Annotated in this window: 22 protein-coding genes, 2 tRNA genes and 1 riboswitch; of the genes, 11 read left to right on the forward strand and 13 right to left on the reverse strand. The window is 69.1% G+C overall.

What is annotated here, in order from left to right; genetic code table 11:
* Positions 1 to 53: 53 nt before the first annotated feature.
* Positions 54 to 1,283, reverse strand: a complete 1,230-nt coding sequence (locus ACWEF2_RS03190) for a GNAT family N-acetyltransferase (RefSeq protein WP_453811385.1) — start codon at positions 1,281 to 1,283, stop codon at positions 54 to 56.
* A gap of 117 nt (positions 1,284 to 1,400) precedes the next feature.
* Between ACWEF2_RS03190 and ACWEF2_RS03195 the strand changes: the two genes are divergently transcribed.
* Complete coding sequence (locus ACWEF2_RS03195) at positions 1,401 to 2,516, forward strand: PP2C family protein-serine/threonine phosphatase (protein WP_453811387.1); 1,116 nt, start codon at positions 1,401 to 1,403, stop codon at positions 2,514 to 2,516.
* A gap of 113 nt (positions 2,517 to 2,629) precedes the next feature.
* On the opposite strand, the gene ACWEF2_RS03200 is transcribed toward ACWEF2_RS03195, so the two are convergent.
* Positions 2,630 to 3,235 carry a response regulator transcription factor gene (locus tag ACWEF2_RS03200; protein ID WP_453811389.1) on the reverse strand — a complete coding sequence of 202 codons (606 nt, stop codon included), beginning with the start codon at positions 3,233 to 3,235 and terminating at the stop codon, positions 2,630 to 2,632.
* A 192-nt stretch (positions 3,236 to 3,427) separates the two neighbouring features.
* Between ACWEF2_RS03200 and ACWEF2_RS03205 the strand changes: the two genes are divergently transcribed.
* Together ACWEF2_RS03205 and ACWEF2_RS03210 are read left to right on the forward strand one after the other, a co-directional pair.
* The gene (locus tag ACWEF2_RS03205; RefSeq protein WP_453811391.1) at positions 3,428 to 4,735 is read left to right on the forward strand and encodes a M50 family metallopeptidase; all 1,308 of its coding nucleotides are present in this window, start codon (positions 3,428 to 3,430) and stop codon (positions 4,733 to 4,735) included.
* A gap of 57 nt (positions 4,736 to 4,792) precedes the next feature.
* A complete protein-coding gene (locus ACWEF2_RS03210) occupies positions 4,793 to 5,317 on the forward strand; it encodes a MarR family winged helix-turn-helix transcriptional regulator (RefSeq protein ID WP_453811393.1) in 525 nt (174 codons plus the stop codon).
* Here ACWEF2_RS03210 and ACWEF2_RS03215 read toward each other — a convergent pair.
* From ACWEF2_RS03215 to ACWEF2_RS03240, 6 genes are all read right to left on the reverse strand, one after another.
* Positions 5,304 to 5,810 carry a DinB family protein gene (locus tag ACWEF2_RS03215; RefSeq protein WP_453811395.1) on the reverse strand — a complete coding sequence of 169 codons (507 nt, stop codon included), beginning with the start codon at positions 5,808 to 5,810 and terminating at the stop codon, positions 5,304 to 5,306. The genes ACWEF2_RS03210 and ACWEF2_RS03215 overlap by 14 nt on opposite strands.
* Before the next feature lie 94 nt (positions 5,811 to 5,904).
* Complete coding sequence (locus ACWEF2_RS03220) at positions 5,905 to 6,876, reverse strand: coiled-coil domain-containing protein (protein ID WP_453811397.1); 972 nt, start codon at positions 6,874 to 6,876, stop codon at positions 5,905 to 5,907.
* A 2-nt stretch (positions 6,877 to 6,878) separates the two neighbouring features.
* Positions 6,879 to 7,013: riboswitch (cyclic di-AMP (ydaO/yuaA leader) on the reverse strand.
* A gap of 71 nt (positions 7,014 to 7,084) precedes the next feature.
* On the reverse strand, positions 7,085 to 8,164 hold the full coding sequence (gene galT, locus ACWEF2_RS03225; RefSeq protein WP_453811399.1) for a galactose-1-phosphate uridylyltransferase: 1,080 nt from the start codon (positions 8,162 to 8,164) through the stop codon (positions 7,085 to 7,087).
* Positions 8,161 to 8,961: a DeoR/GlpR family DNA-binding transcription regulator gene (locus ACWEF2_RS03230; RefSeq protein ID WP_355598891.1), complete on the reverse strand. Its 801-nt coding sequence runs from the start codon at positions 8,959 to 8,961 to the stop codon at positions 8,161 to 8,163. Before ACWEF2_RS03230 ends, galT begins: the two co-directional genes overlap by 4 nt.
* Before the next feature lie 84 nt (positions 8,962 to 9,045).
* Positions 9,046 to 9,642, reverse strand: coding sequence for an HD domain-containing protein (locus ACWEF2_RS03235; protein WP_453811402.1), 597 nt, complete (start codon positions 9,640 to 9,642; stop codon positions 9,046 to 9,048).
* Positions 9,643 to 10,061: 419 nt separating this feature from the next.
* The gene (locus ACWEF2_RS03240; RefSeq protein ID WP_453811404.1) at positions 10,062 to 10,631 is read right to left on the reverse strand and encodes a TIGR03086 family metal-binding protein; all 570 of its coding nucleotides are present in this window, start codon (positions 10,629 to 10,631) and stop codon (positions 10,062 to 10,064) included.
* A gap of 200 nt (positions 10,632 to 10,831) precedes the next feature.
* Here ACWEF2_RS03240 and ACWEF2_RS03245 point away from each other — a divergent pair, with 200 nt between their 5' ends.
* Complete coding sequence (locus ACWEF2_RS03245; protein ID WP_453811406.1) at positions 10,832 to 12,085, forward strand: FAD-dependent oxidoreductase; 1,254 nt, start codon at positions 10,832 to 10,834, stop codon at positions 12,083 to 12,085.
* 36 nt (positions 12,086 to 12,121) lie between these two features.
* Here the strand turns inward: ACWEF2_RS03245 and ACWEF2_RS03250 are convergent, their stop codons facing one another.
* The 4 genes from ACWEF2_RS03250 to ACWEF2_RS03265 form a co-directional block, all read right to left on the reverse strand.
* A complete protein-coding gene (locus ACWEF2_RS03250) occupies positions 12,122 to 13,810 on the reverse strand; it encodes an ATP-binding SpoIIE family protein phosphatase (protein ID WP_453811408.1) in 1,689 nt (562 codons plus the stop codon).
* 29 nt (positions 13,811 to 13,839) lie between these two features.
* Complete coding sequence (locus tag ACWEF2_RS03255; RefSeq protein ID WP_453811410.1) at positions 13,840 to 15,459, reverse strand: phytoene desaturase family protein; 1,620 nt, start codon at positions 15,457 to 15,459, stop codon at positions 13,840 to 13,842.
* 149 nt (positions 15,460 to 15,608) lie between these two features.
* Entirely contained in the window at positions 15,609 to 16,967 is a 1,359-nt protein-coding gene (locus tag ACWEF2_RS03260; RefSeq protein WP_453811412.1) for a TrpB-like pyridoxal phosphate-dependent enzyme, read from the reverse strand.
* 319 nt (positions 16,968 to 17,286) lie between these two features.
* Positions 17,287 to 17,357, reverse strand: a tRNA-Gly gene (locus tag ACWEF2_RS03265).
* An 88-nt stretch (positions 17,358 to 17,445) separates the two neighbouring features.
* Between ACWEF2_RS03265 and ACWEF2_RS03270 the strand changes: the two genes are divergently transcribed.
* Both ACWEF2_RS03270 and ACWEF2_RS03275 read left to right on the forward strand, forming a co-directional pair.
* Positions 17,446 to 17,519: transfer RNA gene (locus ACWEF2_RS03270), tRNA-Pro, on the forward strand.
* Positions 17,520 to 18,104: 585 nt separating this feature from the next.
* Positions 18,105 to 18,245, forward strand: a complete 141-nt coding sequence (locus tag ACWEF2_RS03275) for a hypothetical protein (RefSeq protein WP_453811414.1) — start codon at positions 18,105 to 18,107, stop codon at positions 18,243 to 18,245.
* A gap of 14 nt (positions 18,246 to 18,259) precedes the next feature.
* Here ACWEF2_RS03275 and ACWEF2_RS03280 read toward each other — a convergent pair whose 3' ends face one another.
* Positions 18,260 to 18,769 (reverse strand): ATP-binding protein, encoded by a 510-nt coding sequence (locus tag ACWEF2_RS03280; protein ID WP_453811416.1) that lies wholly within the window; start codon positions 18,767 to 18,769, stop codon positions 18,260 to 18,262.
* 243 nt (positions 18,770 to 19,012) lie between these two features.
* Between ACWEF2_RS03280 and ACWEF2_RS03285 the strand changes: the two genes are divergently transcribed.
* From ACWEF2_RS03285 to clpX, 5 genes are all read left to right on the forward strand, one after another.
* Entirely contained in the window at positions 19,013 to 19,879 is an 867-nt protein-coding gene (locus ACWEF2_RS03285) for a helix-turn-helix domain-containing protein (protein WP_453811418.1), read from the forward strand.
* Between the two features lie 208 nt (positions 19,880 to 20,087).
* Entirely contained in the window at positions 20,088 to 21,491 is a 1,404-nt protein-coding gene (gene tig, locus ACWEF2_RS03290; protein WP_453811420.1) for a trigger factor, read from the forward strand.
* Between the two features lie 430 nt (positions 21,492 to 21,921).
* Positions 21,922 to 22,563, forward strand: a complete 642-nt coding sequence (locus ACWEF2_RS03295; RefSeq protein WP_453811422.1) for a ClpP family protease — start codon at positions 21,922 to 21,924, stop codon at positions 22,561 to 22,563.
* An 11-nt stretch (positions 22,564 to 22,574) separates the two neighbouring features.
* Positions 22,575 to 23,219 (forward strand): ATP-dependent Clp protease proteolytic subunit, encoded by a 645-nt coding sequence (locus ACWEF2_RS03300; RefSeq protein WP_355598880.1) that lies wholly within the window; start codon positions 22,575 to 22,577, stop codon positions 23,217 to 23,219.
* 193 nt (positions 23,220 to 23,412) lie between these two features.
* On the forward strand, positions 23,413 to 24,693 hold the full coding sequence (gene clpX / locus ACWEF2_RS03305) for an ATP-dependent Clp protease ATP-binding subunit ClpX (protein WP_355598879.1): 1,281 nt from the start codon (positions 23,413 to 23,415) through the stop codon (positions 24,691 to 24,693).
* The last annotated feature ends 133 nt before the right edge of the window (positions 24,694 to 24,826 follow it).

Here is a 24,826-nt window from a genome sequence, read left to right on the forward strand (position 1 = left end):
TAACCCGCACGGCCCGGGGCGTGTGATGTCCCACGTCCCGGGCCGGTCCCCGATCAGAAGACCAGACCGGCCCAGGGCGCGGGTTCCCAGGACATCGCGGTGGACAGCTCCCGGACGGCCCCCGCCCGCGTCTCGTGCACCACCCCCGCCGCCAGCAGGGCCGTGAGCGGCCGGCCGCCCAGGTAGGCCGCGCCCAGCGCGGTGACCGGCAGCCTCAGGTCCGCCGGATCGCCGCTGGGCACGCACCGGGCGCCGGAGACGCCGGCCGACAGCCGCCAGCGGTGTGCGTTCCACGGGCAGAGCGGATCCTCGACCTCGATCACCACGTCCACCGGTGCGGAGTAGCGTCGTGCGGCCAGAGCCCGCTCGACGTCGACCAGGCGGATCCAGAGCTCGTCCAGCCAGCCCGCGTTCAACCGGCGAGGCTCGGCGAGCAGGTGGATCAGCGGGTCGTCGACCGGCCGCTGTCCCGCCCTGACCCGGGCGACCAGGTCGCGATCCAGCACGTGCCGCCAGAGCAGCGCGTAGGCGGCCGGGTCCAGGCCGAACAGTTCCTCAAGCCGCAGCTCGCCGTCCGGAAGGTCGTGGGGGGTGAAGTTCATCTTGATCCGGAAGAGCGCGTAGCCGCGGGGACCCCGGCCGTCCTCGACGACCACGGCACGCAGCGGTCCCGCACCCCCCTGATCGGCCTCGTGGTCCGACAGCAGGGCGTTCCAGCGCGAGGGCGTCCGGGCGTAGAGTCCCGGGCGGCTGTCCAGCAGGCTCTCGAAGGTCTTCTCGAAGGCGGGCCTGCCCTCGGCGGGGGTGACGACACGCAGCCGCAGCGCCGGATCGGCCGGGGCGTTCTTGACGAATGCCGAGCTGTGCGTGGGGATGTCGAAGAAGAGGTTGTCGGCGGCCCTGCCGTACCCGAAACGCCGGTAGATCGCCGCTTCGGAGGCGTAGAGGGCGGCGACCGTCTCGCCCCGCTCGCGGACGTCGTGGAGCTGGCGGGCCATGAGCGCGGACAGAACGCCCCGGCGGCGGTGGGAGGGCAGCACCCCGACCGCGGTGACGCCGGCGACCGGGATCGGTCCGCCGGGCACCGTCATGGTGAAGCTGCACACGGCGGTGACGCCCACGAGCAGGTCGCCCTCGAACGCGCCGAGCGAGCGGTCGAACTCGGTGAGGTCCTTGAACAGCTCCAACCGGTGCGGGGAAAGGGCGTTGCCGAACGCCTCCCCGCCCAGGCCGGTCCAGGCGGGCCAGTCGGTCTCGGTCATGGGCCGCAGGCTAAGGGTCATTTTTCCTACGGTAGATGGGACAAAACGTTCCGGCCATTCAATATCCGCCCTTAATGATCAAGGTCTTGGTCAAGTGGGCTGTCCAAACGGGGGATACCCGATACAGTCGAGCGCATCATGAGTTCCCGTCCGGTGCCGCTGATCCCTCCTGCGCTCCGTGCGTTCCTGGTGCGGGTCCCTCTTCTGGTGCCCATTGTGCGCTTCCTACGTCGCGGGCCGCTGGCCCGCGACCGCAACCTGCTCATCACGCTGATCGTGCTCACCCTGGTGCTCGGAGGGCTGGCCGCCCGGGTCTCCATGGAGTGGTTCTCCCCAGCGCTCATGATCCCGATCACCCTCGTCGCCGGACTCCAGCTCCGGCTGCGCAGCCTGGCCAAACTGCTCTGCGCGGTCGCGATCGCCCTGGTGTACGTGGGCGTCGTGCGCGGGGTCGGGCACATCGGTCCCGGTCTGCTGACCACCTTCGTGTTCACCGGCGTGCTGGCCGCGCTGATGGCCCGCACCCGGGGCAAACTCGGCGTGCAGGGCCTGCGCGGCGACGTGATGCTGCTTGAGCTGCGCGACCGGCTCAAGAACCAGAGCGATCTGCCCCGGCTGCCCAAGGACTGGGACTCGCGTGTGGTGCTCAAGCAGGCCGGCGGGTCCTCCTTCGGCGGCGACTTCCTGGTCTCGCTGCGCGAGGGCGACATGGTGGAGCTCGCCCTGGTCGACGTGTCGGGCAAGGGGGTCGACGCGGGCACCAGGGCGCTGATGCTGTCGGGCACCTTCGGGGGCCTGCTCGGCTCGGTCTCCGACTTCCTGACCGCCTGTAACGCCTACCTGCACCGTCAGCGCGAGGCTGAGGGCTTCGTCACGGCCGTCCACATACGGCTCAATCTCGCCACGGGCGAATACCTGATCACCTCGGCGGGTCACCCGCCGGTGGTCAAGTTCGACTCGGGCACCGGCACCTGGCGGGTCTCCCCGGCCAAGGGCGTGGTGCTGGGAGTCGTGCCCGATCTGCACTGCGAGCCCGATCGGGGAACGCTCCGCAAGGGCGACGCGCTCATGCTCTACACCGACGGGCTGATAGAGCAGCCCGGCCGCGACATCGACGCCGGCCTCGACCGGCTGCTGGGCGAGGCCGAGCGACTGCTGCCCTCCGGGTTCCGCGACGGTGCCCGCAACCTCGTCGCCTCCATGTCGTCGGGGCACAACGACGACTGCGCGCTGGTCCTCATCTGGCGTCCCTGACCTGCCTTCTCATCGAAGAAACGCCGCGCCCCCGCGGTTGGCAGGTGCTCGCGCCAGGGGCGTGGCCGACGCCGCGGCGGGTGCGGCGACCCGCCGGAGCGCCGGCCGCCGGGTCACAGCCAGCCGGAGTCGCTGGCGATGCGCACGGCATCCAGGCGGCTGCGGGCGTGGGTCTTGCACATGATCCGCGACAGGTGATTGCGGACCGTTCCCACCGACAGGAACAGCTGATCGGCGATCTCGCTGGACCGCGCTCCCCGGGCGGCCAGCCGGAGCACGTCCATCTCCCTGCGGGTCAGCGGGTTCTCGGCCGACTCAAGGGCGGCCAGTGCGAGATCGGCGTCCACCGCCCTGCGCCCGGCCGCGACCCGGCGGACGCCGTCGGCCAGCTGCTCCGGCCGCGCGTCCAGGCTCATGAAGCCGAGCGCGTGTACGGCGAACGCCCGGCGGACCTGGCCGGGGTTCGGCCGGCGGGCCAGCAGGAGCACCCGGCAGCCGGGGGCGTTCTCGTGCAGTCGCAGGGCCACGGTGAATCCATCCAGGCCCGGCAGGTCCAGGTCGACAACCGCCGCATCGGGATGGTGTTCCAGAACGGCGGGGACGACGTCCTCGCCGTTGTCCACGTCGGCGACGACCTTCAGGTCGGTCTCGCACTCCAGCGAGGCCACCAGGCCCCGCCGGACCATGGGCTGGCGCTCGGCAACCAGGATCCCGATCAAGTTTTTCCCCTCGCCCCTTTTCTCGCAGGGTGATCGAACAGTCGCTTACTGTAAAAGAAGTCTCTCTATTTGGTAAAGACTTCGCAAGTGATCGGATCCGGACCGCCCGCCGCCCTGGAGCCTGGGCCCGGGATTATTCGGCTAATCTCTTATGGGCGTTGTCGATAGTTCCGTGACCGGGGGTATGGACCTGTGAGCTGGCTCTTCGTGATCGGGATCGTCGTCTTCCTCGTCGGGCTGATGGCGTCGATCGCGCTGCACGAGATAGGTCACCTGCTGCCGGCGAAGTTTTTCGGCGTCAAGGTCACCCAGTACATGGTCGGATTCGGCCCGACGATGTGGTCCCGGCGCAGGGGCGAGACCGAGTACGGCGTGAAGTGGATCCCGCTCGGCGGTTACATCCGGATGATCGGCATGCTGCCTCCCAGGCCCACCGACGACCCCGGCAAGGTGCGCTCGGTCTCCACCGGGCCCTGGCAGGCCCTGATCGAGAACGCCCGCGACGTGGCCCTTGAGGAGGTCCAGCCGGGCGACGAGAACCGCGTCTTCTACCGCAAGCCGTGGTGGCAGAAGGTCATCGTCATGGCCGGCGGTCCGGCGATGAACTTCGTGCTGGCCTTCGTCCTGTTCGCCGTCGTGCTCATGGGCTTCGGCGTCGCGGTGCAGAAGACGCAGGTCGCCTCGGTGCCCGCCTGTGTGAAGACCGCCGCCGAATACGCCGAGAACCCCGACTGCACCGCGGCCGACAGGCCCAGCCCCGCCGCCGCGGCCGGATTGAAGCCGGGTGACGTCATCCTGTCGGTGGGCGGCAGGCCCACCGCGAGCTGGGACGCCGCGACGCGGGCCATCCGTGGCCACGGCGCGGGCCCGGTCGAGGTCGGGATCCAGCGGGCCGGTCGGCAGATGACCCTCACCGCCACCCTCATCTCCCAGGACCGGGAGTCGCTGGACCGGCCCGGCAAGATCGACAAGGGTGTCGGCTACCTGGGCGTCAGTCCCACCACGGTCATCGAGCAGCAGGGCTTCGGCGCCGTGACCACCCACATGTGGGATCTCACCTCGGCGACCGCCGGTGCGCTGCTGCGCTTCCCCGAGAAGATGGTCGGCGTCTGGAACGCCGCCTTCTCCGGCGAGGAGCGCGACAAGAACGGCCCGATCGGTGTCATCGGCGCGGGCCGCATCGGCGGGGAGATCGCGGCCTCCGCGGTCCCGCTGGAGAACAAGATCGTCATCTTCATCAACCTGCTGGCGGGGTTCAACCTGGCGATCGGCCTGTTCAACCTGATTCCGCTGCTCCCGCTGGACGGCGGCCATATCGCGGGTGGCCTCTGGGAGGGTCTCAAGCGGGCCTTCGCCCGGGTGACCCGCCGCCCCGCCCCCGGGCACGTCGACATCGCCAAGGCGCTTCCGCTGACCTACGCGATCGCCTTCGTAATGGTCATCATGGCCGGCCTGCTGATGTACGCAGACCTCGTCAACCCGGTCCGTCTGTCCGGCTGAGGCCTCGCGGGTACGGCGCGTAGCCGACGTGTACCCGTACGCCGATAGGGTTGCGCCGTGAAGGACGGGACGCCGGGGGCCATGATCGATGTCGCCCTGTTCCGGCTGCGCCGGATCTGGGCGCGGCCCTTGCGCACGCGCAGGCTCGGAGATCCGCAGCGGCCGGTGCACATGTCGAACGTGATGGTCGTGCGCGCCGTGTACAGATTGTGCGGAGAGATGCCCGAGGTGACCGTGGGCGCCGTCGCCGAGCAGTTGGACGTCGACCCCTCCACCGCCAGCAGGCTGGTCAACGACGCGATCGGCGCGGGGTTCGTGGAGCGCGAGGAGTCCGAGGTGGACGCCCGGAGGGCCAGGCTGCTGCTGAGCCCGAGAGGGCTCCGGGTGCTCCAGGTGGTCGTCCGCTCCCGGCGGACCTACCTGGACGAGTTGATCGCCGACTGGGACGAGGCGGACCGCGGGCTCTTCGCCGACCTGCTCACCCGCTTCGCGGAGGCCGCCACGGCACACCCGCCCGACCTGGCGGCTCTCGACCGGCTGATCACCGAGGCGATCGCGGAGGAGAACACTAGTCTCCCGTGACCCCGTCGATCCGCTCGCGAATGATGTCGGCGTGGCCGTTGTGCCGGGCGTACTCCTCGATCATGTGGACCAGGATCCACCGCAGCGAGACGTCCTCACCCCTGCGCTGCCGTCTGCCCACGGTCTCCAGGGGCAACTCCGCGTAGAGCTCGCGGACACCGTCGATCTCGGCGTGCCAGCGGGCGACGGCCTCCTCGGCGGAGCAGGAGCCCAGCAGGTTGAAGTCCCCGTCGCGATCCTGCTCGGTGCAGTAGATCGACGGCCTGTCCTCGCCGCTGAGGATGTTATGGAACCACTGCTGCTCCACCTCGGTCATGTGACGGACCAGGCCCAGCAGGGAGAGCGTGGACGGAGCGCAGGGGCGGAGGGCGAGCTGCCGCTCCGACAGCCCGGCGCACTTGACGGCCAGGGTCTCCCGGTGGAAGTCCAGCCAGGAGTGCAGCATGCCGACCTCGTCGGCGACATAGGGAGGAGCAATGCGATTGTCGGTCATGATCCCCCATCCTCCCCGCGCACACGGCCACTGTCACACCCTTTTTTCTCGATCCACACCCCCCGGAAACGCTCCCGGCGGGGGCTCCACGGCGCTAGTACATCGAGATGTGGGGGTGGTCGTAGTGGTTGGCGGTGATTCCGCCCCGGTTGGACATGGCGCGCCAGCCGGAGCCCATGTTGATGCGCTGGCGCCAGATCACGTACTTGACGCCGAGCCGGTCCTTGTTCTTGATGGCCCAGGCGGAGATCTCGTCGCCGAGCCTGATGTTCTCCGCCGAGGGCATCGAGCCGCCGGTGCTCATCATGAAGTCGCAGGCGCGGCCCAGGGGGTGCTCGCCGTTGCCGCCGGTGCGGTAGCAGCCGACCTCGTGGGGGAGTTTGAAGCGTTCTTTGATGGCTTCGAGCATGATCCGGGTGCGGTCGGTGATGTTGTCGCCGCCGGTGGGGAGCTGGGGGACCCAGCTGCCGTCGGCGCGGCGGCCGGAACCCATCGGGACGAGCTGGTCGAGTTTCCGCTCGATGTCACGGATCACCCTCTCGGCGCCCTGGCGCTCGGTCTCCACGACCTTGGCCTCCACGCCGATCTGCTCGGTGAGCCGGGCCGCCTTGTCGGCGGCCTGCTTCTTGAGGTCCCGGCTCTGGGCGAAGTCCCGCAGGTAGGCGGTCCGCTGGGCGATGAGCTGTTCCATGACGACGGCGCCCTCCATGTCGGGGGCGAACAGCAGGGCGGGCAGGTCGGCGGCGCTGCTCTGGTAGCGGAGCTGGGCGATGGAGTCGACCTGTTCGCTCGCCTTGTCGTAGGTCTCCTCGGCCTTGCGCAGATCGACCTGGGCGGCCTCCTCGGCCAGCCGGGCCTTTCGCAGAGACTCCCGTTTGGCCGCGTAGGACTCGATGAGCTTGTCGACCTTCTTGTTCAGCCGGGCGAGTTCGGCGCGGAGCTCGGGCTCGGCCGGTTTGGGGGCGGCGCTGCCCGCGGACGCGCTGCCCAGGGTGAACGCGATGGCCGAGAGCACGGAGGCGGTCAGGGCCGCATGACGACGGAACGTGGGGGGCGAGGCCGCCACGGTTCTCCTCTCCTCACGCCTACCGGGTTAGCTGACGGGTTCGGGCTGGAGGAAGCCCTTCCACCGAAGTGGTTCACCCCAAATGCGTGGGTCCCCGGTTCCCGGGCGAGGCGCCCCGGATTAGGCATATCGGATGTTATGTCCGATGTGTGAGGATAGTAGTGGTAAACGGATGGTCATGCGACCCCAAGTCGAGACCGATCAGTGATCATTCCGTGATGACGGATCGGAGGAGTAGCGCCGCCTCCTCGGGCAGGACGTCGTTCACGAAAGCCCCCATGGCCGACTCCGAACCCGCGAGATACTTCAGCTTGTTGGGTGCCCGGCGGATGCTGAACAGCTCCAGGTGCGCGTAGGACAGCTCCCGGCCGACGTTCACCGGTGCCTGGTGCCAGGCCGCGACGTACGGCATGGGCATACCGAAGAGCCCGTCCAGCCGGCGCAGCACCTCTGTGTAGAGCGGCCCGAACGCCGCGCGCTCGGCCTCCTTGAGCCCGCCCAGGTCCGGAACCCGGCGGTGCGGGTAGAGGTGGACCTCCACGGGCCACCGGGCCGCGGCCGGCACGAAGGCCGTCCAGTGGTCGTTCGCGGCGACCACCCGGACCTCGGCCTCCCGCTCGGCGGCCAGTACGTCGGCGAAGAGGTTGCCGCCGGTCCGCTCCCGGTGGCGCTCGGCCGCGCCCAGGGAGAGCCTGGTGCGCGGGGTCACATAGGGGTAGGCGTAGATCTGGCCGTGCGGGTGGGCCAGGGTGATGCCGATCTCGGCCCCCCGGTTCTCGAAGCAGAACACCTGCTCCACGCCCGGAATCGCGGACAGCTCGGCGGTGCGGTCGATCCACGCCTCCATCACCAGGTCGATCTGGCCGGGGGAGAGCCGGGAGAAGGAGGAGTCGTGGTCGGAGGTGAAGCAGACCACCTCGCACCGGCCGGTCCCCGGCCGGGCCTCGCTCATGCCGCCGATGTCCCGGTGCGGGCCCGGCTGCGCGGAGAGGGATGGGAAGCGGTTTTCGAAGACCACCACGTCGTAGGAGGCCGAGGGGATCTCCGTGGAGTGACCGGGGGTGGACGGGCAGAGCGGGCACTCGCTCGTCGGCGGGAGGAAGGTGCGTCCCTGGCGGTGCCCGGCCACCGCCACCCACTCCTCGGTGAGCGGGTCGTAGCGCAGTTCCGAGGCGGCGGGCCGGGGCGGCAGGTCTCGCCGGTCGATCGCGCTCCGATCGGCGTCGTCGTGCCGGTCGAAGTAGACGAGCTCGCGGCCGTCGGCCAGATGGGTGATCGTGCGCTTCATCGGCTCAGGGCCTCGCTTTCCTGTCGGGGTTCGGCTATGACCAGCTCGCCCACCCGCGCGGTGAGCTCCTCACGGGCCTCGTCCGCCAGGCCCGAGTCGGTGATCACGAGGTGGGCCTGGGCCAGCTCGGCGATCGTGCTGATCCCGACCGTGTCCCACTTGGTGTGATCGGCGGGCACCACCAGGCGGTGTGCGGAGGCGACCAGTTCCCGGTTGGTCTCCGCCTCAAGCAGGTTCGGGGTGGTGAACCCGGCGCGGGCGCTCATCCCGTGCACGCCGAGAAACAGGGTGTCCACGTGGAGTCCGCGGACGGCCGCCACGGCGACCGGCCCGACCAGCGCGTCGGAGGGGGTGCGGACGCCGCCGGTCAGCACGACGGTGCGGTCGGCGCGGGGAGAACGGTGGAAGACGTCGGAGATCCGGATCGAGTTGGTGATCACGGTCAGTTCCGGCACGTCCACCAGGAAGTGGGCGAGTGTCCAGGTCGTGGTCCCGGCGGAGAGCGCGATGGCGGTGCCGGGCCGGACGAGCTCGGCCGCCTGCCGGGCGATCGCCTCCTTCTCCGGCTGCTGGCGCACCGACTTGGCGGCGAACCCGGGCTCCTCGGTCGAGCCCGGCCCGGCGTTGGTGGCCCCGCCGTGAACCTTCTCCACCAGTCCGCGCCCGGCCAGCACCTCAAGATCCCTTCGGATCGTCATGTCGGACACGCCGAGCTCGCGGACGAGGTCGGCGACCCTGACGCCGCCCCTGCTGCGCACCCGCTCCAGAATCGCCTGCTGCCGCTGCTGGGCAAGCATTGATCCACTCCTTAATCAACCAGATTCCACCAAATTACCACAGTAAACCCCACAAATGCCTGTTGAATCATGGTGAATAGCCGGTTACAGCCGGGTGAGTTCGACCTGGATGTTCGCCCTCGCCGCCGCCTCCACATCGGTGATGTGGAAGATCGCCGGAAGGTCGAGCAGCGCGCGCAGCACGGCGGCCCGGCCCTTCCGGAACGCCTCGTCCGGGACGAAGGAGTACTCCTCGCGCACCGCCGCCGCATACGCCGCGTACACCTCGGGCGCAGAGGCCAGGATCGCCAGGTCGGCGTCGCACAGCACGGCCCCGTCCACGTCGCCGGGCGCCGGGTCGTGGGTGCGGGTCAGCCGGACCAGCCGGGCCACCGTGGCCACCGCCTCGGCGGCCAGTCCCAGCTCGGGCAGCGCGCGCTCGGCCAGCCGGGCACTGAGCTCCTCGTTGTCGCCACGCCGAGGGTCGTAGACGGCGTCGTGGAACCAGGCCGCGAGCCGTACGAGATCCGGGTGCGCGGTGTTTCCGGCCAGCGCGTCAACCTGGGTCAGTACGGCCCGCAGGTGGGTGGCCGTGTGATACCTGCGGTGCGGCTCGCCGTACCGGGTGATCAGATCCCGGCCGAGGTGGTCGGCCCCGGGGCCTGCCAGGGAGCGCCAGAGGTCCATCAGCTTCGCGTCCATGCGACGGAGCCTAAAACCACGGTCACCGGCCGCGCGGGTCGTCGGGCGGGCCGGCGCGAAAACGCCCCCCGGCCGTGTGGATCATCGGAGGGGCCGGGGGAACACGGCACTCGGCCGTGCGGATCATTGCTCAGATCTTGCCCGGTGGGTCTTGTACGGCAGGCGTTCGGGGAGGAACGTGGAGCCGGACCCGTTCTCCGCGAGGGTCCGGTGAGAGGGGTGGTCGGTATGGGCAGGCGGGCGCGTAAGAGCAGGGCGCGTAAGAAGCGCAGGGCCAACCACGGTAAGCGGCCGACGGGGCGTTGAGCCCGGAGACGCCGGACAGGAGGCGGCGGGTGGCCTGCGCCTCCGTCGTGTGAGTGGCGCGCCCGGGGTGGCCGACGGCGTCTCGGGCCGGGACCGCCCTGTCCGGTGGAGCCTCAGCCGCGACGGCCCCAGGAGGCGAGCAACCGGGTCTGGGCGTCGGTGTCGGAGAACACCTGTTGCCGCTCCCCTGTCACCCCGGCCTGACGGTAATCGTTCTCCGTGCCGGCGAACCACGCCGCGCAGGCCCCGACAAGTTCGGGGTCGAGCCGTTCGTCGGCGCCGATCGCGCGGGCGAGGTCCCAGGTGTGGATGAGGGCGTCGGCGAACAACTCGGTGACGTACTCCCCGCCGGGCACATCCCCGAACGACAGGCGCACCATGCGGGTCAGCGCGCCGTTCTCACCCGCCGCCTGGACGGCGGCCACGGCCGAGGTGTCGAACGCCTTCAGGGGGTCGTCGCCGAGGAGGTCGCCGTCGAAGGCGTCGCCGACGTCCGCGGTGGTCCGTCCGGCGAGCAACTCAGGGACCCACAGGTTCTCCCCGACCACGTGGTTGACCAGGGAGCGCACGTCCCAGTCCACGCAGGGCGTCGGGGTATGCCACTGCTCGGGGGCGATCTTGTGAACGAGAGCGCCGAAGTCGTCCAGCGCGCGGCGGTATGCCTCGCGTATGTCGATGGTCATGATGCCCTCCTCATGTCCTCATCTCGACCGTAACCCCTGGGCGCCCGCTAGTCATCGCGCTCGGCGGAGGGAGGCCGGGCGCAAGGGGTGTCCGAGCGGAGGGAGGACCGGGGGAGAGACGGGTGTCCGGGCGGAGGGGGCCGGGGAAGAGACGCCCGAGGGGAGGGCGCTCGGGAGTCCAACCGGTCGATAGTGGAGGTATGACGGACTCCAGAGTGGCGATCATCGGTGCCGGCATCGGCGGACTCTGCCTGGCGCAGGGGCTGCACGGGGCCGGTGTGGACGTGGCGGTCTACGAACGTGACCGCACCCCGGCCGACCGGCTCCAGGGATATCGCGTGCACATCGACCCCGGCGGCGCCCGGGCCCTCCACGCCTGCCTGCCGGAACCGCTCTGGGAGGCGTTCCTGGCGACCGTCGGCCGGAGCGGGCAGGACTTCGGCTTCCTCACCGAGAAGATGGGACGGCTCCTCCTGCTGGAGATCCCGCGGGCGCCCGACCCGCTCGACAACCACCACTCGGTCAGCCGGATCACCCTCCGCCAGGTGCTGCTCTCCGGCCTCTCGGACGTGGTCCGGTTCGACAGGACCTACGAGCGCTACACCCGCGACCCCGACGGCACCGTCACCCTGCACTTCGCCGACGGGGCGGCCGAGACCGCCGACATCGTGGTGGCCGCGGACGGCGGCAACTCACGGGTCAGGCGCCAGTATCTCCCGCACGCCCCGCGGATCGACACCGGCATCCTCACGATCGCCGGGAAGTTCCCGCTCAACGACGACACACGCCCGCTGGTCGCCTCCCGGCTGTGGCGGGGGCCCAACATGATCATCCCGCCGAGGGGGTGTTCCATGTTCACCGCGCCCCAGGACTCCGGCGGCACGGTCCTGCCCTCCGGGATCGGGCGCACCGAGCAGGAGGGGGCACTGCTCGACAACACCGGCGGCTACGTCATGTGGGTCTTCGGCGCGGCGAGCGGGCGCATGCCCGAGGGGCTCTCCGGCATGACCGGCGAACGGCTCCGGGACACCGTGGCCCGGATGATCGAGACCTGGCACCCCGACCTGCGGCGGCTGGTCACCGCCTCCGCCCCCGAGACGGTCTCCCTGCTGCCGATCCGCAGCTCGGTCCCGATCGACCCCTGGCCGGCCACGAACATCACCCTGCTCGGCGACGCCATCCACAGCATGACCCCGATGCGCGGCATCGGGGCCAACATCGCCCTCCGCGACGCCCACCTGCTCTCCCGGGCGCTGACCCGCGGCGGGGACCCCGTCGCGGCCATCGCGGACTACGAGGCGCGGATGCGTGAGTACGGCTTCGCCGCCGTGCGCAGGTCCCTCACGGCGGCCAGGCGGTTCGTGGACGAGAGCCCACTGGCCAGGGCCGGTTTCAAGACGCTCCTCCGCGCGGCCCGGCACGTCCCGGCGCTGAGACGGAGAGCCGTCTCCTGATCTCCGCGTCTCTCACCCTCCCACCCTCGCCGGCCGTCACGGCAACCGCTGCTCCACCCAGACGACCTTGCCCTTCGGCGTCGGGCGCGAACCCCAGCGGTGGGCGAGCCAGTTGACGAGATAGAGTCCGCGGCCGCTGTCGGCGTCGCCGCCGACCTCGCGCATGGTCGGCAGTACGGCGGAGCGGTCGGCCACCTCGCACACCAGCGTGGGGCCGCGGAGCAGACGCAGCTTCACCGGGCCCGAGCCGTGCTCGATGGCGTTGGCGACCAGCTCGCCGACCAGGAGTTCGGCGGTGTCGGCGATCGCCTCCAGCCGCCACTCGGTGAGCGTGGCGCGGACGAAACGGCGGGCCCGCACGGCGGAACGGCGGTCCGAGGGCAGCCGGAGCTCGACGACGTCGTCCTCGTCGAGCTCGCGCACCCTGGCCAGCAGGAGCGCGATGTCGTCACGCTCGTGGCCGGGCCGCTGCGCGCCGATCGTGAGATCGCAGAGCTCCTCCAGGTCCTGGTGCCGGCCGGTGAGCAGCTCACGGACCATGCCGATGCCCTCGTCGATGTCCCGGTCGCGGCTCTCCACCAGGCCGTCGGTGTAGAAGGCGAGGACCGAGTCGTGCGGAAGGGTCAGCTCGCGCATCTCGAACGGGTCGTTTCCGATGCCCAGGGGCACCCCGGCCGGCAGTTCGAGCAGCTCGGTCTCGCCGTCGGGCCGTACCAGGATCGGTGGCACATGGCCCGCGCACGCCAGCGCGCAGGCCCGCGTGACCGGGTCGTAGGTGGCGTACACGCAGGTCGCGATCTGGGTGGTGTCCAGGTCCTGGCTCATCCGGTTGAGCCGGAACAGCACCTCGTCGGGGCGGAGGTCGAGGCTGGCCAGGGTGCGGGCGGCCGTGCGGAGCTGGCCCATCGTGGCGGCGGCCCTGATGCCGTGCCCCATCACGTCGCCCACCACGAGGGCGACCCGGCAGCCGGGCAGCGGGATCACGTCGTACCAGTCGCCGCCCACCCCCACCAGGTCGCTCGCGGGCAGGTAGCGGGAGGCGATCGTCAGGCCCAGCGGCTGGTAGAGGTCGGCGGGCAGCAGGCTGCTCTGCAGGGTCAGCGCGGTACGCCGCTCCCGGCCGTAGAGTCTGGCGTTGTCGAGGCAGACCGCGGTCCTGGCCGCCAGCTCCTCGGCGAGGTTCACGTCCTGCTCGTCGAAGGGCAGGCTGCTCGGTCTCCGGGTGAAGATCACAAAACCCAGCACCCGGCCGCGCGCCTTCAGCGGGACCACCAGGAACGAGCTGTCCTCCAGCACCTTGGCGACCGAGTCGCGCCTCCAGAACCGCCCTATCTCCTCCGAGGTCCGGCGGCCCAGGCGCGGGTAGAGGATCGGGTTGCCGGTGGCCATGCACCTGGCGTAGGGCGTCCAGGCCGCGTACACGGCGATCTCGTCCACCGGGAAGGCCCTGGCGTACTCGTTGGGCCTGGTGCTGGACACGCCGACCGCGATCCGCCGCACCATCGCCGAGCCGTCGTTGCTGCGCTGCGGGAACTCCCCTTCGGTGACCAGCCGGTCCTGTACCAGGATGCCCGCCGCGTCGGCGAAGCGCGGCACCGCGACATCCATCAGTTCCCTGCCGGTCTCGAACATGTCCAGCGTGCTGCCGATCCGCTTGCTCGCCGCGTTGAGCAGCGAGAGCTGTTCGTGCATGGTGGCCGGACTGCTCATCCGAGGCGTCGCCACCCCTGGGTCCTTGGCGACGAAACGGCGGTTCACTCGCTCCACCGAGGAGCCGGAACCGGGGTCCACCAGGAGGTGAGCCCGAGATCCTCGACGATGGCGTTGGCGCCGTTGTAGCCGGGGGCGGCGGAGACCGAGCCGCCGGGGTGGCTGCTCGCGCCGCAGAGGTAGAGGCCAGCGATCGGGGTGCGGTACTGGCCGAGCTCGGGGACCGGCCGGTTGCCTCCCAGCTGGGAGGGCTCGTAGGCGCCGACGTGGTGGCTGCCGCGGACCATGTTGATGCAGTGCCGTTCTATGTCGAGAGGGGAGAAGACCCGCTTGCCGAGCACGGTGTCCTCGGTGAGGTTGGGGGCGTACTCCGACCACTCGCCGAGTAACCGGTCTCCCACCTCCTCGCGCCATCGATCCCAGTTCTCCGGATCTCCGCCGAGATCGTAGGGGGCCCACGGCCACCAGAACGCCACGTGCCCGCCGGCCGGCGCGTAGGACGGGTCGAACAGCGAGGGACACGCGCCGTTGCCCGCCAGCCGCTCGGGTAACCGTCCCCGGTGGATCTGGTCGAACGTACGGCTCAGCTGCTCGCTGTCGTCGGCGCCGAGCACGACCAGGAAGGCGCGGTTCACATCGGGCTCGAACTCGGCCGCCGTATAGCGGGGCGCCTCCTTCAGCGCGAGGTGCAGGGTGACGAGGCTGTGCCCGGCCCACCGGTAGCCCTCGACCTTGGCCGCGAGTTCGGCGCCGAAGTTCTCCGGGCCCGCCAGCCGTACCGTCTGGGGGGCGTCCACCGCGCTGGCGACGAACCGCCGCGCGCCGATGACCTCGCCCGTGGCCAGCTCGACCCCGGTGGCCCGGCCGTCGCCGACCAGGATCCGCTGGACGTGCGCGCCGGTGATCACGGTGCCGCCGTGCTCCTCGATGACGCCGCGTAACGCGTTCGCCACGTTCGCGGCGCCGCCCACCGGCACGCCCAGCCTGGCGATGCGCGAGAGCAGGCGTGGCAGGAAACCGCCGGTACCGGGCACGTTCTCGATCGAGATCGCGTGCAGGAACGACTTGAACAGCACTCTGACCTGCTCGCTTTCGAAGTTTCTGTCTACTGCCTCGTAGATCGAGAGCGGTATGTAACTCAGCAGGTCACGCCCGAGATCGCCCTGGAGCCGTTCGGCCAGCACCGGCGGGGGCAGCGGTCTGGAGTACAGGAAACCGTTCATCAGGTCCCTGGCCGCCTCCGCGTAGCGTCCGTACAGCTCCAGCCACCGATCCGCATCGGCGCGGGAGAACCGGGCGAAGGACTCGGCGGTGCGCGCCGGATCGGTGTGAACCGTGACCGCGCGGCCGTCCCGGAAGATCGTGGAGTGCTGGACCTGGGGGTAGACGTACCGCAGGCCGTACCGCTGGAGCTCCAGGTCGGCCGGGACCGGCCCCTCCTGCAGGAAGTGGTAGTTGCTGTGGGTGTTGTGCCGGAATCCGGGGAGGGTCAGCTCCTGGGTGGCGCAGCCGCCGCCCACCTCGTCGTTGCGTTCGACGACCGCGACCGACAGTCCCGTCCTGGCGAGATAGGCGGCGCACGTGAGCCCGTTATGGCCGCCGCCGATGATGACGCCGTCGAACCCCGTCACGTTCTCCTCCGGTGCAATTTGACTGTCGTTCATGGAGAATCGTAAAGAACGATCTATATTGGAGATCCGGGTTTGGCATAGATTTCTCGCATATTTCTCCCCAGGGTAAAATCGGCGCCCCGCCCCGAGCCACGAGATCGCTTCCGCTCCGGTCGTGACCCGGGGCGGCGGAGACGGGACGCCTACAGGCGGGGCAGCCCGGCCAGCGCCGCGTCGATCCGGTCCCGGGGCAGCGCGAAGTCCTCCATCCGCCCGGACAGGTAGCGGTCGTAGGCGTTCAGATCGAAGTGCCCGTGCCCGCACAGCGCGGTCAGCAGGACCTTCGGTTCACCGGTCTCCTTGCACCGCAGGGCCTCGGCGATGATCTCGGCCAGCGCGTGCGTCGGCTCGGGGGCCGGAACGATCCCCTCGGTCCTGGCGAAACGCAGCCCCGCCTCGAAACACTCGGTCTGTCCCTTGGCCACCGCCTCGAACATGCTCAGCTCGTACAGGTGCGACAGCAGCGGGGACATGCCGTGATAGCGCAGGCCGCCCGCGTGGATCGGGTCGGGCACGAAGTCGTGGCCGAGCGTGTGCATCTTCAGCAGCGGGGTGAAACCGGCGGCGTCGCCGAAGTCGTAGGCGTAGGTGCCCCGGGTGAGCGACGGGCAGGCCGCCGGCTCCACCGCCCGGATCACCGGATCCATCCGCCCGGCCAGCTTCTCCCGCATGAACGGGAAGGTCAGTCCGGCGAAATTGGAGCCGCCGCCCGCGCACCCCACGATCACGTCCGGGACCTCGCCGAACGCGGCCATCTGTTCGAGCGCCTCCTCGCCGATCACGGTCTGGTGCAGCAGCACGTGGTTCAGCACGCTGCCGAGCGCGTAACGGGTGTCCGGGGCGGACGCGGCCACCTCGACCGCCTCGCTGATCGCGATGCCGAGGCTGCCCGGTGAGCCGGGATGCTCGGCCAGCACCCTCCGGCCCGCCTCGGTCAGCGGGGACGGACTCGCGTGCACGGTCCCGCCGTACACGCGCATCAGGCTCGCCCGATGCGGTTTCTGGTCGTAGGAGGCGCGGACCATCCAGATCTCGCACTCGATGTCGTACTGCGCGCACGCGAACGCCAGCGCCGAGCCCCACTGCCCGGCCCCGGTCTCCGTGGTCAGCCGTCGGACGCCCTGCCGCGCGTTGTAGTAGGCCTGCGGGACGGCGGTGTTGGGCTTGTGCGAGCCCGAGGGGGAACCACCCTCGTACTTGTAGTAGATCCTCGCCGGGGTGCCGAGCGCCCGCTCCAGCCTGCGGGCGCGGATCAGCGGGGTCGGCCGCCAGAGCCGGTAGACGTCGCGGACGTCCGCGGGGATCGCGACGGAGCGGTCGGCGGAGACCTCCTGCTCGATCAGCTCCGTCGGGAACAGCGGCGCGAGGTCGTCCGGTCCGACCGGTCGCAGCGTGCCCGGATGGAGTGGCGGCGGCGGGGGTACGGGCAGGTCGGCCACGATGTTGTACCAGTTGCGCGGGATACGGGACTCGTCGAGCAGAACGCGGGTGGCTTCGTTCATGCCTGCCTCCATGGGACGGTTTCACCAAGTGTCGGCCCCGTCGCCGTCGGTGGTCCATCCCCCGGCCGGAGTGGGAGGGGCCGTCCGGGGGGCTTGGAGGTGTCTCCGGTCACCGGTGTCCAGGGGGGCGGGGATGCGCGCTCAGACCACAGCCGAGGAGGGTCGCCTCAGGTGGCGGCGCCTTCCCGAGCGGAGCACGCCGCCGGGCACGGCGTGGGCACGGCGCAGGTACGGTGCGGGCACAAAAGATCGTGAAGCTCTGGCACACAGCAGAAGGCCAGGTCCCCGCGGAGCGGCTGACCTGGCCTTCTGTCATCTGAGCGGACGACGGGAATCGAACCCGCGTAGCCAGTTTGGAAGACTGGGGCTCTACCATTGAGCTACGTCCGCACGAGCCGGTCTCAGTCTGGTCTAGACTTCATCCGTTCGTCAGGGCGTAATCGTACCGGAGTTCCGGAGCGTGCGCGCACCCTGCCGACGGGGTGTGGCGCAGCTTGGTAGCGCACCTGCTTTGGGAGCAGGGGGCCGCAGGTTCAAATCCTGTCACCCCGACACGAAGTGCGAGGCAGAGGCCGTTTCCGACCTTCGGAGGCGGTCTCTGACCATGTGAGACGGCAGGGGCGTCCCGATGTTCGGGATCTCCGCCGGGTGGCCGTCGCCGGCTCCCGGTGTCGAGGCCGCGGCCCCGGCCGCCCCCGGCGGTCCGTGCGCTCCGGGCGGAGGTGTCGCATGGTGAATCGGGGCCGATATCGTGGTGTCGCCGAATTCGACCGGTCCCGTTTCGATAACAAAGGGCTTTGGTGAATACGGAGTTCGGGTGAGGGCCTTCCGGTGGAGAAACAAGCCCGCTCGCCGACGTGGGATGATGTGACCTGGGTCACGAGGGGCTGACAGCGGAAGTGGGGCACTTTCTGACCGTCGCCGCGAGAATCGGCGATTTCAACTGGAGCATGCCGCCTGAGCTGGTTAGACTTTCCTCCCGGTTGGGCCACTGGACAGGCGAGGCCCTCTTCCGGGATACGGGGCCCACAGGTGTGAATCCTGTCACCCCGGCATGAAATACCAGGTAGAAGCCGTGTCTGAGTTTCGGGTGTGGTTTTACCCGTTTTCCGGGGGCGGGAAAAAGAGGGCCGGGTCGTGATGGACGGCGCGGCGCCCTTCCCGATCTCCTCGCGGGGCGGTGGCCCGGCCGTACGGCGCGGCTCGGGGGAGACCGCGACGAGGGCCGCCAAGGGCGAGGGAGAGGTCGGGCAGGTGCGGAGAGAACGGGGGCCGTAGGCGCGCCCGGAGGGTCAGGGGGTTCCGCTGAAGAGGGCCCAGACGGCTTTGCCGCCGCGGTTGAGGTGGTCCCAGCCCCAGCGTTCGCTGTAGGTCTCCACGATGTAGAGGCCCCGCCCGTTCTCGGAGATGAAGTCCGGCTTCTTGGGGGTGGGGATCTCGTCGCTGGGGTCGGTCACCGCGAGGAGAACGTGAGGAGACAGGTGCAGCAGGACCAGGGTGATCGGATTGGTCTCGATCTGGCTGGGGGGGCACAGCGCGTAACGGACCGCGTTCGTGACCAGCTCCGAAACCACTAGCGCCGCGTCATCGCCCAGCTCCGGCAGACCCCAGCCGCTCAGCGTCGACCGGGTCACATCCCTGGCGGTCTTCACGGAGTCCGCCTGGCGGGGCAGGGGGCACGCGGTGGCCGCGGAGTGATCGGCTGCGAGAAGTTCGTCGAAGCCGATTTCGCGAGTCGTCCGCAGGTAGCCGGCAGCCGATTGCGGCTCCTCCACCATCCTGCCGGTACCTCCCGCTGTCATCGTGAGTCTCCGTGCCAGTTGTGAGTTTTCAGAGCTTGTGCACCATAAGCCCAATATGCACTAGGCCATCATGGGTCACCGGAACGTCGGCTGCAAGACCCAAATGCACGTGCAGTTGCAATGTGCAGCCGCATGAGCGGTTGTGACGGGACATTGGCGAATCGGACACTGGGGTGAGACCTTGTCATGATGGCCGGAAGTGGTGACACTGTGTGCGCTGGCCCAAGTACAGAGGGAGGCGAAGTGGCGCAGATTCAACCGGGATCAGGTCCCACAGCTCTGCGTATCCTTTTGGGCTCCCAACTGCGTCGGCTCCGCGAGGCCAAAGGGCTGTCGCGGGAGGAGGCGGGTCACCTGATCAGGGGGTCCGAGTCCAAGATCAGTAGAATGGAGCTCGGACGGGTCGGCCTGCGGGAACGCGACGTCACGGACCTGCTCACCTTCTACGGAGTGAACGAGGAGCAGGCGCGTTCGGCGGTCATGGACCTTCTCCTGCGGGCGAACGAGCCAGGCTGGTGGCACCGGTTCAACGACCTGCTGCCCTCGTGGTTCCAGACCTACGTCGGACTGGAGGAGGCGGCGTCCCGCATCCGCACCTATGAGGTGCAGTTCGTGCCGGGCCTGCTTCAGACCAGGGAGTACGCCCGCTCGGTCATTACCGCGGGAAGCGCCGGGATCGCTCCAGAGGAGATCGCCCGCCGCGTGGACCTGCGGATGCAGCGTCAGCAGGTGCTCGAACGCGCCGACGGGCCGTTCTTCTGGGCGGTCATCGACGAGGCCGCGTTACGGCGCCCCATCGGGGGTGTGGAGGCGATGCGGGCCCAGCTGGAGCATCTGCTCGACCTCATGCGCCGGCCCAACGTCACAATTCAGATCATGCCCTTCAGCTTCGGCGGTCACAGCGCGGAGGGCGGTGCCTTCAGCGTGCTGCGCTTCCAGGACGAGGAGCTTCCCGACGTGGTCTACGTCGAGCAGCTCGCCAGCGCGCTCTACTTGGACAAACGCGAAGAAGTGGACCGCTACAGCGAGGTCATGGAACGGCTGTGCGCGGTCAGCACCACCCCGGGGGAGACAAGCGACATCCTGCGGCGAATCATCAAGGAGAACTGAACAAGCGCCGGTCGCTCCAAGGTGCGGGTCTGCCCTAGACTGGCCAGCGGCGCTGGACACCCGCCACAGTGGAGCATGCCCTCATCTCGCATGTCTCGACGGCTGTGCCCGGTGCCGCTCATGTGGGCGCGGCGCGCGAGCTTGCCGCGGTGGCCGTACGACTTGACGCGCCCGCGATCACTCGAAGCTTGATCAAGGAGACCACCCCGTGAAGACCGCTGTCGAGGAGCTCAGCCCGACCCGGGTCAAGCTCACTGTCGAGGTGCCGTTCGAGGAGCTCGGCGAGAGCCTGCAGGCGGCGTACAAGAAGGTCGCGCAGCAGGTGCGTGTCCCCGGTTTCCGCCCTGGCAAGGTTCCGGCCCGGATCATCGAGCAGCGCTTCGGCCGCGCGGTGGTGCTGGAGGAGACCCTCAACGACGCGGTGCCCAAGCTGTACGGCCAGGCCGTCGACGAGAGCGACATCTTCCCGGTCAGCCAGCCGGACATCGAGGTCACCAAGGTCGAGGACGGCGAGCAGGTCGAGTTCACCGCCGAGGTGGACGTCCGCCCGAACTTCGACGTCCCCGACTACCAGGGCCTTGAGGTCACCGTCCCGGCCGCCCAGGTGTCCGAAGAGGACGTCGACGCCCAGCTGGACGGTCTGCGCCAGCGCTTCGCCACCCTGACCGGCGTCGAGCGTCCCGCCGCCAACGGCGACTACGTCGTCATGGACCTGGCCGCCGCCATCGACGGCGTGAACATCGAGGAGCAGCAGGCCAACGACGTCTCCTACGAGGTCGGCGCCGGCTCGGTGCTGCAGGGGCTGGACGACGCGCTGGTCGGCATGTCGGCCGGTGACGTCAAGGAGATCACCACCGGCCTGGTCGGCGGCGAGAACGCCGGCGAGGACGCCCTGGTCACCATCACCATCAAGAACGTCAAGGAGAAGGTCCTCCCCGAGCTCGACGACGAGTTCGCCCAGCTGGCCAGCGAGTTCGACACGCTTGACGAGCTCAAGGAGAGCATCCGCGAGCAGGCTCGCCGCAACAAGCTGGTCGAGCAGGTCGTCCAGGCCCGGGAGAACGCCCTGGACGCCCTCCTCGGCAAGATTGACATCCCGATCCCGGAGAGTGCGTTCAAGGCGGAGGTCGACAACCGCAAGCACAACCTTGAGCACCAGATCGCCGAGAGCGGCCTGAGCAAGGAGGCGTACTTCCGCCTCTACCAGACCACCGAGGAAGACCGCTACGCCGAGTTCGACGAGAGCGCGGCCAAGGCGATCAAGACCGGCTTCGTGCTTGACAAGATCGTCAAGGCCGAGGAGATCGGTGTCAGCGAGCAGGAGCTGACCAACTTCGTGGTGCGCCGCGCCATGCAGATGAACGTCGCCCCGAACGCGCTCGCCCAGCACCTCGCCGACAACGACCAGCTCACGCTGGCCATGGTGGAGATCGTCAGGGACAAGGCCAAGAGCGTCCTGGGCGACGCGGCCAAGGTGACCGACGAGGCCGGCCAGGAAGTGGACCTCAAGGCCATCTACACCGAGATCAACGGCGAGGCGCCCGTCGAGGACGCCGCCGTGGAGTCCGGTGAGGAGTCCACCGAGGAGTCGGCTCCGGAGACCGCGAAGTAGGTCTCGCCGCACCGCACACGACGCCCCCATCGCGCCCGGCGCGGTGGGGGCGTTCCGCTTTCCGGCCGGAGTGTCCTCGCCCGACCCTCCACAGGGCCACAGCGGGTCTTGGGCGGACGCTCCGGCCGGGGGCCCCGCCGGGGCCGGCTCCGGCCCTGTGGAGTCCTCGTGGCCGTCCGGGCCCGCGGGGATGGCGCCGTGCCCGGCCCGCCCCTGTGCGGCCGGGCCGTACCCGGATCCGGCCGAGGACCGACACGCCGGGCGAACCCGGGCGGGGACCGGACTCCGGAGACCGGGCGGAGGAGCCTGGGGCGCGGCGGCGAGCATGCGCCGTCAGCGAACAGCACGTGGAGGGGGCATGTCCGGTAGGCGGCGCGCGTTAAGGTCACAAGCAAAGCCAATCGATTACGACGCATCGGAAGGTGACGCTGTGACCAGCCCGCCGACCTACCAGCCGACCGGTTCCGGACCCGAGTCGATGAGCCAGCCGAACGGCTCGTTCAGGCTCGAAGACCAGCTCTACCAGCGGCTGCTGCGTGAGCGCATCATCGTGCTGGGCACTCAGGTCAACGACGAGATCGCCAACCGAATCTGCGCCGAGCTGCTCCTGCTCGCCGCGGACGACTCCAACCGGGACATCTGGCTTTACATCAACTCGCCAGGCGGGTCCGTGACGGCCGGCATGGCGATTTACGACATGATGGAATACGTGCCCAACGATGTGTGCACGGTCGCGATGGGGTTGGCCGCCTCCATGGGGCAGTTCCTCCTCTGTGCCGGTGCGCCGGGCAAGCGTTACGCCCTGCCGCACGCCCGCATCATGATGCACCAGCCGTCCGGGGGCATCGGCGGTACCGCCGCCGACATCGCCATCCAGGCGGAGCAGATGCTCTACGTCAAGAAGACTCTTGCCGAGCGCATCGCCTTCCACACCGGCCAGAACCTGGATCAGATCGAGACCGATTCCGACCGGGATCGCTGGTTCACGGCCGAGGAGGCCAAGGACTACGGTTTCATCGATCAGGTCGTGCGCAGCGCTCGGCAGGTGCCCTCCGCGGGCGCCGTCTCCTGAAGGGGAAAAAGGTGAGTGAGTTGATCCGGCCGGGAGACATCAACGGCCGTTACGTTCTTCCCTCCTTCGTCGAGCGCACATCGTATGGCGTGAAGGAGATGAACCCGTACAACAAGCTGTTCGAGGATCGCATCATCTTCCTCGGCGTGCAGATCGACGACGCCTCGGCCAACGACGTCATGGCGCAGTTGCTGACGCTGGAGTCGCTCGATCCCGACCGCGACATCAGCATCTACATCAACTCGCCCGGTGGGTCGTTCACCGCCATGACGGCGATCTACGACACGATGCAGTTCGTCCGGCCGGAGATCCAGACGGTCTGTCTTGGCCAGGCGGCCTCGGCCGCGGCGATTCTGCTGGCCGGCGGCACGCCGGGCAAGCGGTTCGCCCTGCCGAACGCTCGCATGCTGATCCACCAGCCCTCCACCGAGGGCGGCGGCCAGGGAAGCGACATCGAGATCCAGGCGCGTGAGATCCTGCGGATGCGCGCGCTGCTGGAGACGATTCTGGCCAGGCACACCGGCAAGTCGCCCGCCGAAATCCGCAAGGACATCGAGCGCGACAAGATCCTTGAGGCTGAGGAGGCCAAGGCGTACGGGCTGGTGGACGACATCATCCCGTCCCGCAAGAAGCTGGCCAAGGCCATAGCCTCCTAACGTGGCGTATCGCACCGGAACGGTGCCCAATTGGGCACGTTCCGGTGCGACTCGCCGCTAGAGGGCTCACTGAGGGCTCAGAAGACGGTAACGTCGAAACCTGAGCGGGATGACTTTTCGCACCGGGTATCGGACCGGTCGGGAGAAACGGACCGCGGCAGCCAAGGCGGTCCCACGCAAAGGAGTATCTGGGGTGGCACGCATCGGCGACGGGGGAGACCTGCTGAAGTGCTCTTTCTGTGGAAAGAGCCAGAAGCAAGTCAAGAAGCTCATCGCCGGACCTGGCGTATACATCTGCGATGAGTGCATCGATCTCTGCAACGAGATCATCGAAGAGGAGCTCAGCGAGTCCTCCGAGCTCAAGTGGGACAGCCTGCCCAAGCCGAGGGAGATCTACGAGTTCCTCGATGCCTACGTCATCGGTCAGGACCAGGCGAAGAAGGCGCTCTCGGTGGCGGTCTACAACCACTACAAGCGGGTGCAGTCCGGCGAGCGCGGGCGTGACGACGGCATCGAGCTGTCCAAGTCCAACATCCTGCTCCTGGGCCCGACCGGCTCCGGCAAGACACTGCTCGCCCAGACGTTGGCGAAGATGCTGAACGTGCCGTTCGCCATCGCCGACGCCACCGCCCTGACGGAGGCGGGCTATGTGGGCGAGGACGTCGAGAACATACTGCTTAAGCTGATCCAGGCCGCTGACTACGATGTCAAGAAGGCCGAGACCGGCATCATCTACATCGACGAGGTCGACAAGATCGCTCGCAAGAGCGAGAACCCGTCGATCACCAGGGACGTCTCCGGCGAGGGTGTGCAACAGGCCCTGCTGAAGATACTGGAGGGCACCACGGCGAGCGTGCCGCCCCAGGGCGGACGTAAGCACCCCCACCAGGAGTTCATCCAGATCGACACCACCAACGTGCTGTTCATCTGCGGTGGTGCCTTCGCCGGCCTCGAAAAGATCATCGAGTCCCGGGTCGGCCGGAAGGGCATCGGTTTCAACGCCATCATCCGCTCCAAGGACGACATCGACTCCGCCGACATCTTCGGCGACGTCATGCCCGAGGACCTGCTGAAGTTCGGCATGATCCCCGAGTTCGTCGGCCGCCTGCCGATCATCACCAGCGTGCACAACCTCGACCGCGACGCGCTCATCCAGATCCTCACCGAGCCGCGCAACGCCCTGGTGAAGCAGTACCGCCGGCTGTTCGAGCTGGACAACGTCGAGCTGGAGTTCACCGACGACGCCCTGGAGGCCATCGCCGACCAGGCGATCCTGCGCGGCACCGGCGCCCGGGGCCTGCGCGCGATCCTGGAGGAGGTCCTGCTCTCGGTGATGTACGAAGTGCCCTCCCGTCAGGATGTGGCACGGGTCGTCATCACCCGCGAGTCGGTGCTGGAGCACGTCAATCCGACGCTCGTACCGCGTGACCAGCTCAACAAGCAGCAGCGTCCGCCGCGCGAGAAGTCCGCGTAGCGAATCGGTCCGTACGGCGACGCCCCCGCGGGATCCCGCGCCGCCAACCGAGTGTGCTTGCCACACGGCCTTTACTCCGGCAGCATGTCTCAGGCTGCCGCGATCGCGGCAGCCGATGCGTACCGGTCCGGCG

It is taken from the genome of Streptosporangium sp. NPDC004631 (assembly GCF_053601935.1).

What these genes read in the sequence shown, in the direction of transcription:
- ACWEF2_RS03245 (WP_453811406.1), top strand. Translation starts at nt 10,832, where the DNA reads ATGACGGACTCCAGAGTGGCGATCATCGGTGCCGGCATCGGCGGACTC.
- ACWEF2_RS03280 (WP_453811416.1), bottom strand. Translation starts at nt 18,769, where the DNA reads ATGACAGCGGGAGGTACCGGCAGGATGGTGGAGGAGCCGCAATCGGCT.
- ACWEF2_RS03235 (WP_453811402.1), bottom strand. Translation starts at nt 9,642, where the DNA reads ATGGACGCGAAGCTGATGGACCTCTGGCGCTCCCTGGCAGGCCCCGGG.
- ACWEF2_RS03195 (WP_453811387.1), top strand. Translation starts at nt 1,401, where the DNA reads ATGAGTTCCCGTCCGGTGCCGCTGATCCCTCCTGCGCTCCGTGCGTTC.
- ACWEF2_RS03255 (WP_453811410.1), bottom strand. Translation starts at nt 15,459, where the DNA reads ATGAACGACAGTCAAATTGCACCGGAGGAGAACGTGACGGGGTTCGAC.
- ACWEF2_RS03190 (WP_453811385.1), bottom strand. Translation starts at nt 1,283, where the DNA reads ATGACCCTTAGCCTGCGGCCCATGACCGAGACCGACTGGCCCGCCTGG.
- ACWEF2_RS03230 (WP_355598891.1), bottom strand. Translation starts at nt 8,961, where the DNA reads ATGCTTGCCCAGCAGCGGCAGCAGGCGATTCTGGAGCGGGTGCGCAGC.
- ACWEF2_RS03260 (WP_453811412.1), bottom strand. Translation starts at nt 16,967, where the DNA reads ATGAACGAAGCCACCCGCGTTCTGCTCGACGAGTCCCGTATCCCGCGC.
- galT (WP_453811399.1), bottom strand. Translation starts at nt 8,164, where the DNA reads ATGAAGCGCACGATCACCCATCTGGCCGACGGCCGCGAGCTCGTCTAC.
- ACWEF2_RS03215 (WP_453811395.1), bottom strand. Translation starts at nt 5,810, where the DNA reads ATGACCGACAATCGCATTGCTCCTCCCTATGTCGCCGACGAGGTCGGC.
- ACWEF2_RS03240 (WP_453811404.1), bottom strand. Translation starts at nt 10,631, where the DNA reads ATGACCATCGACATACGCGAGGCATACCGCCGCGCGCTGGACGACTTC.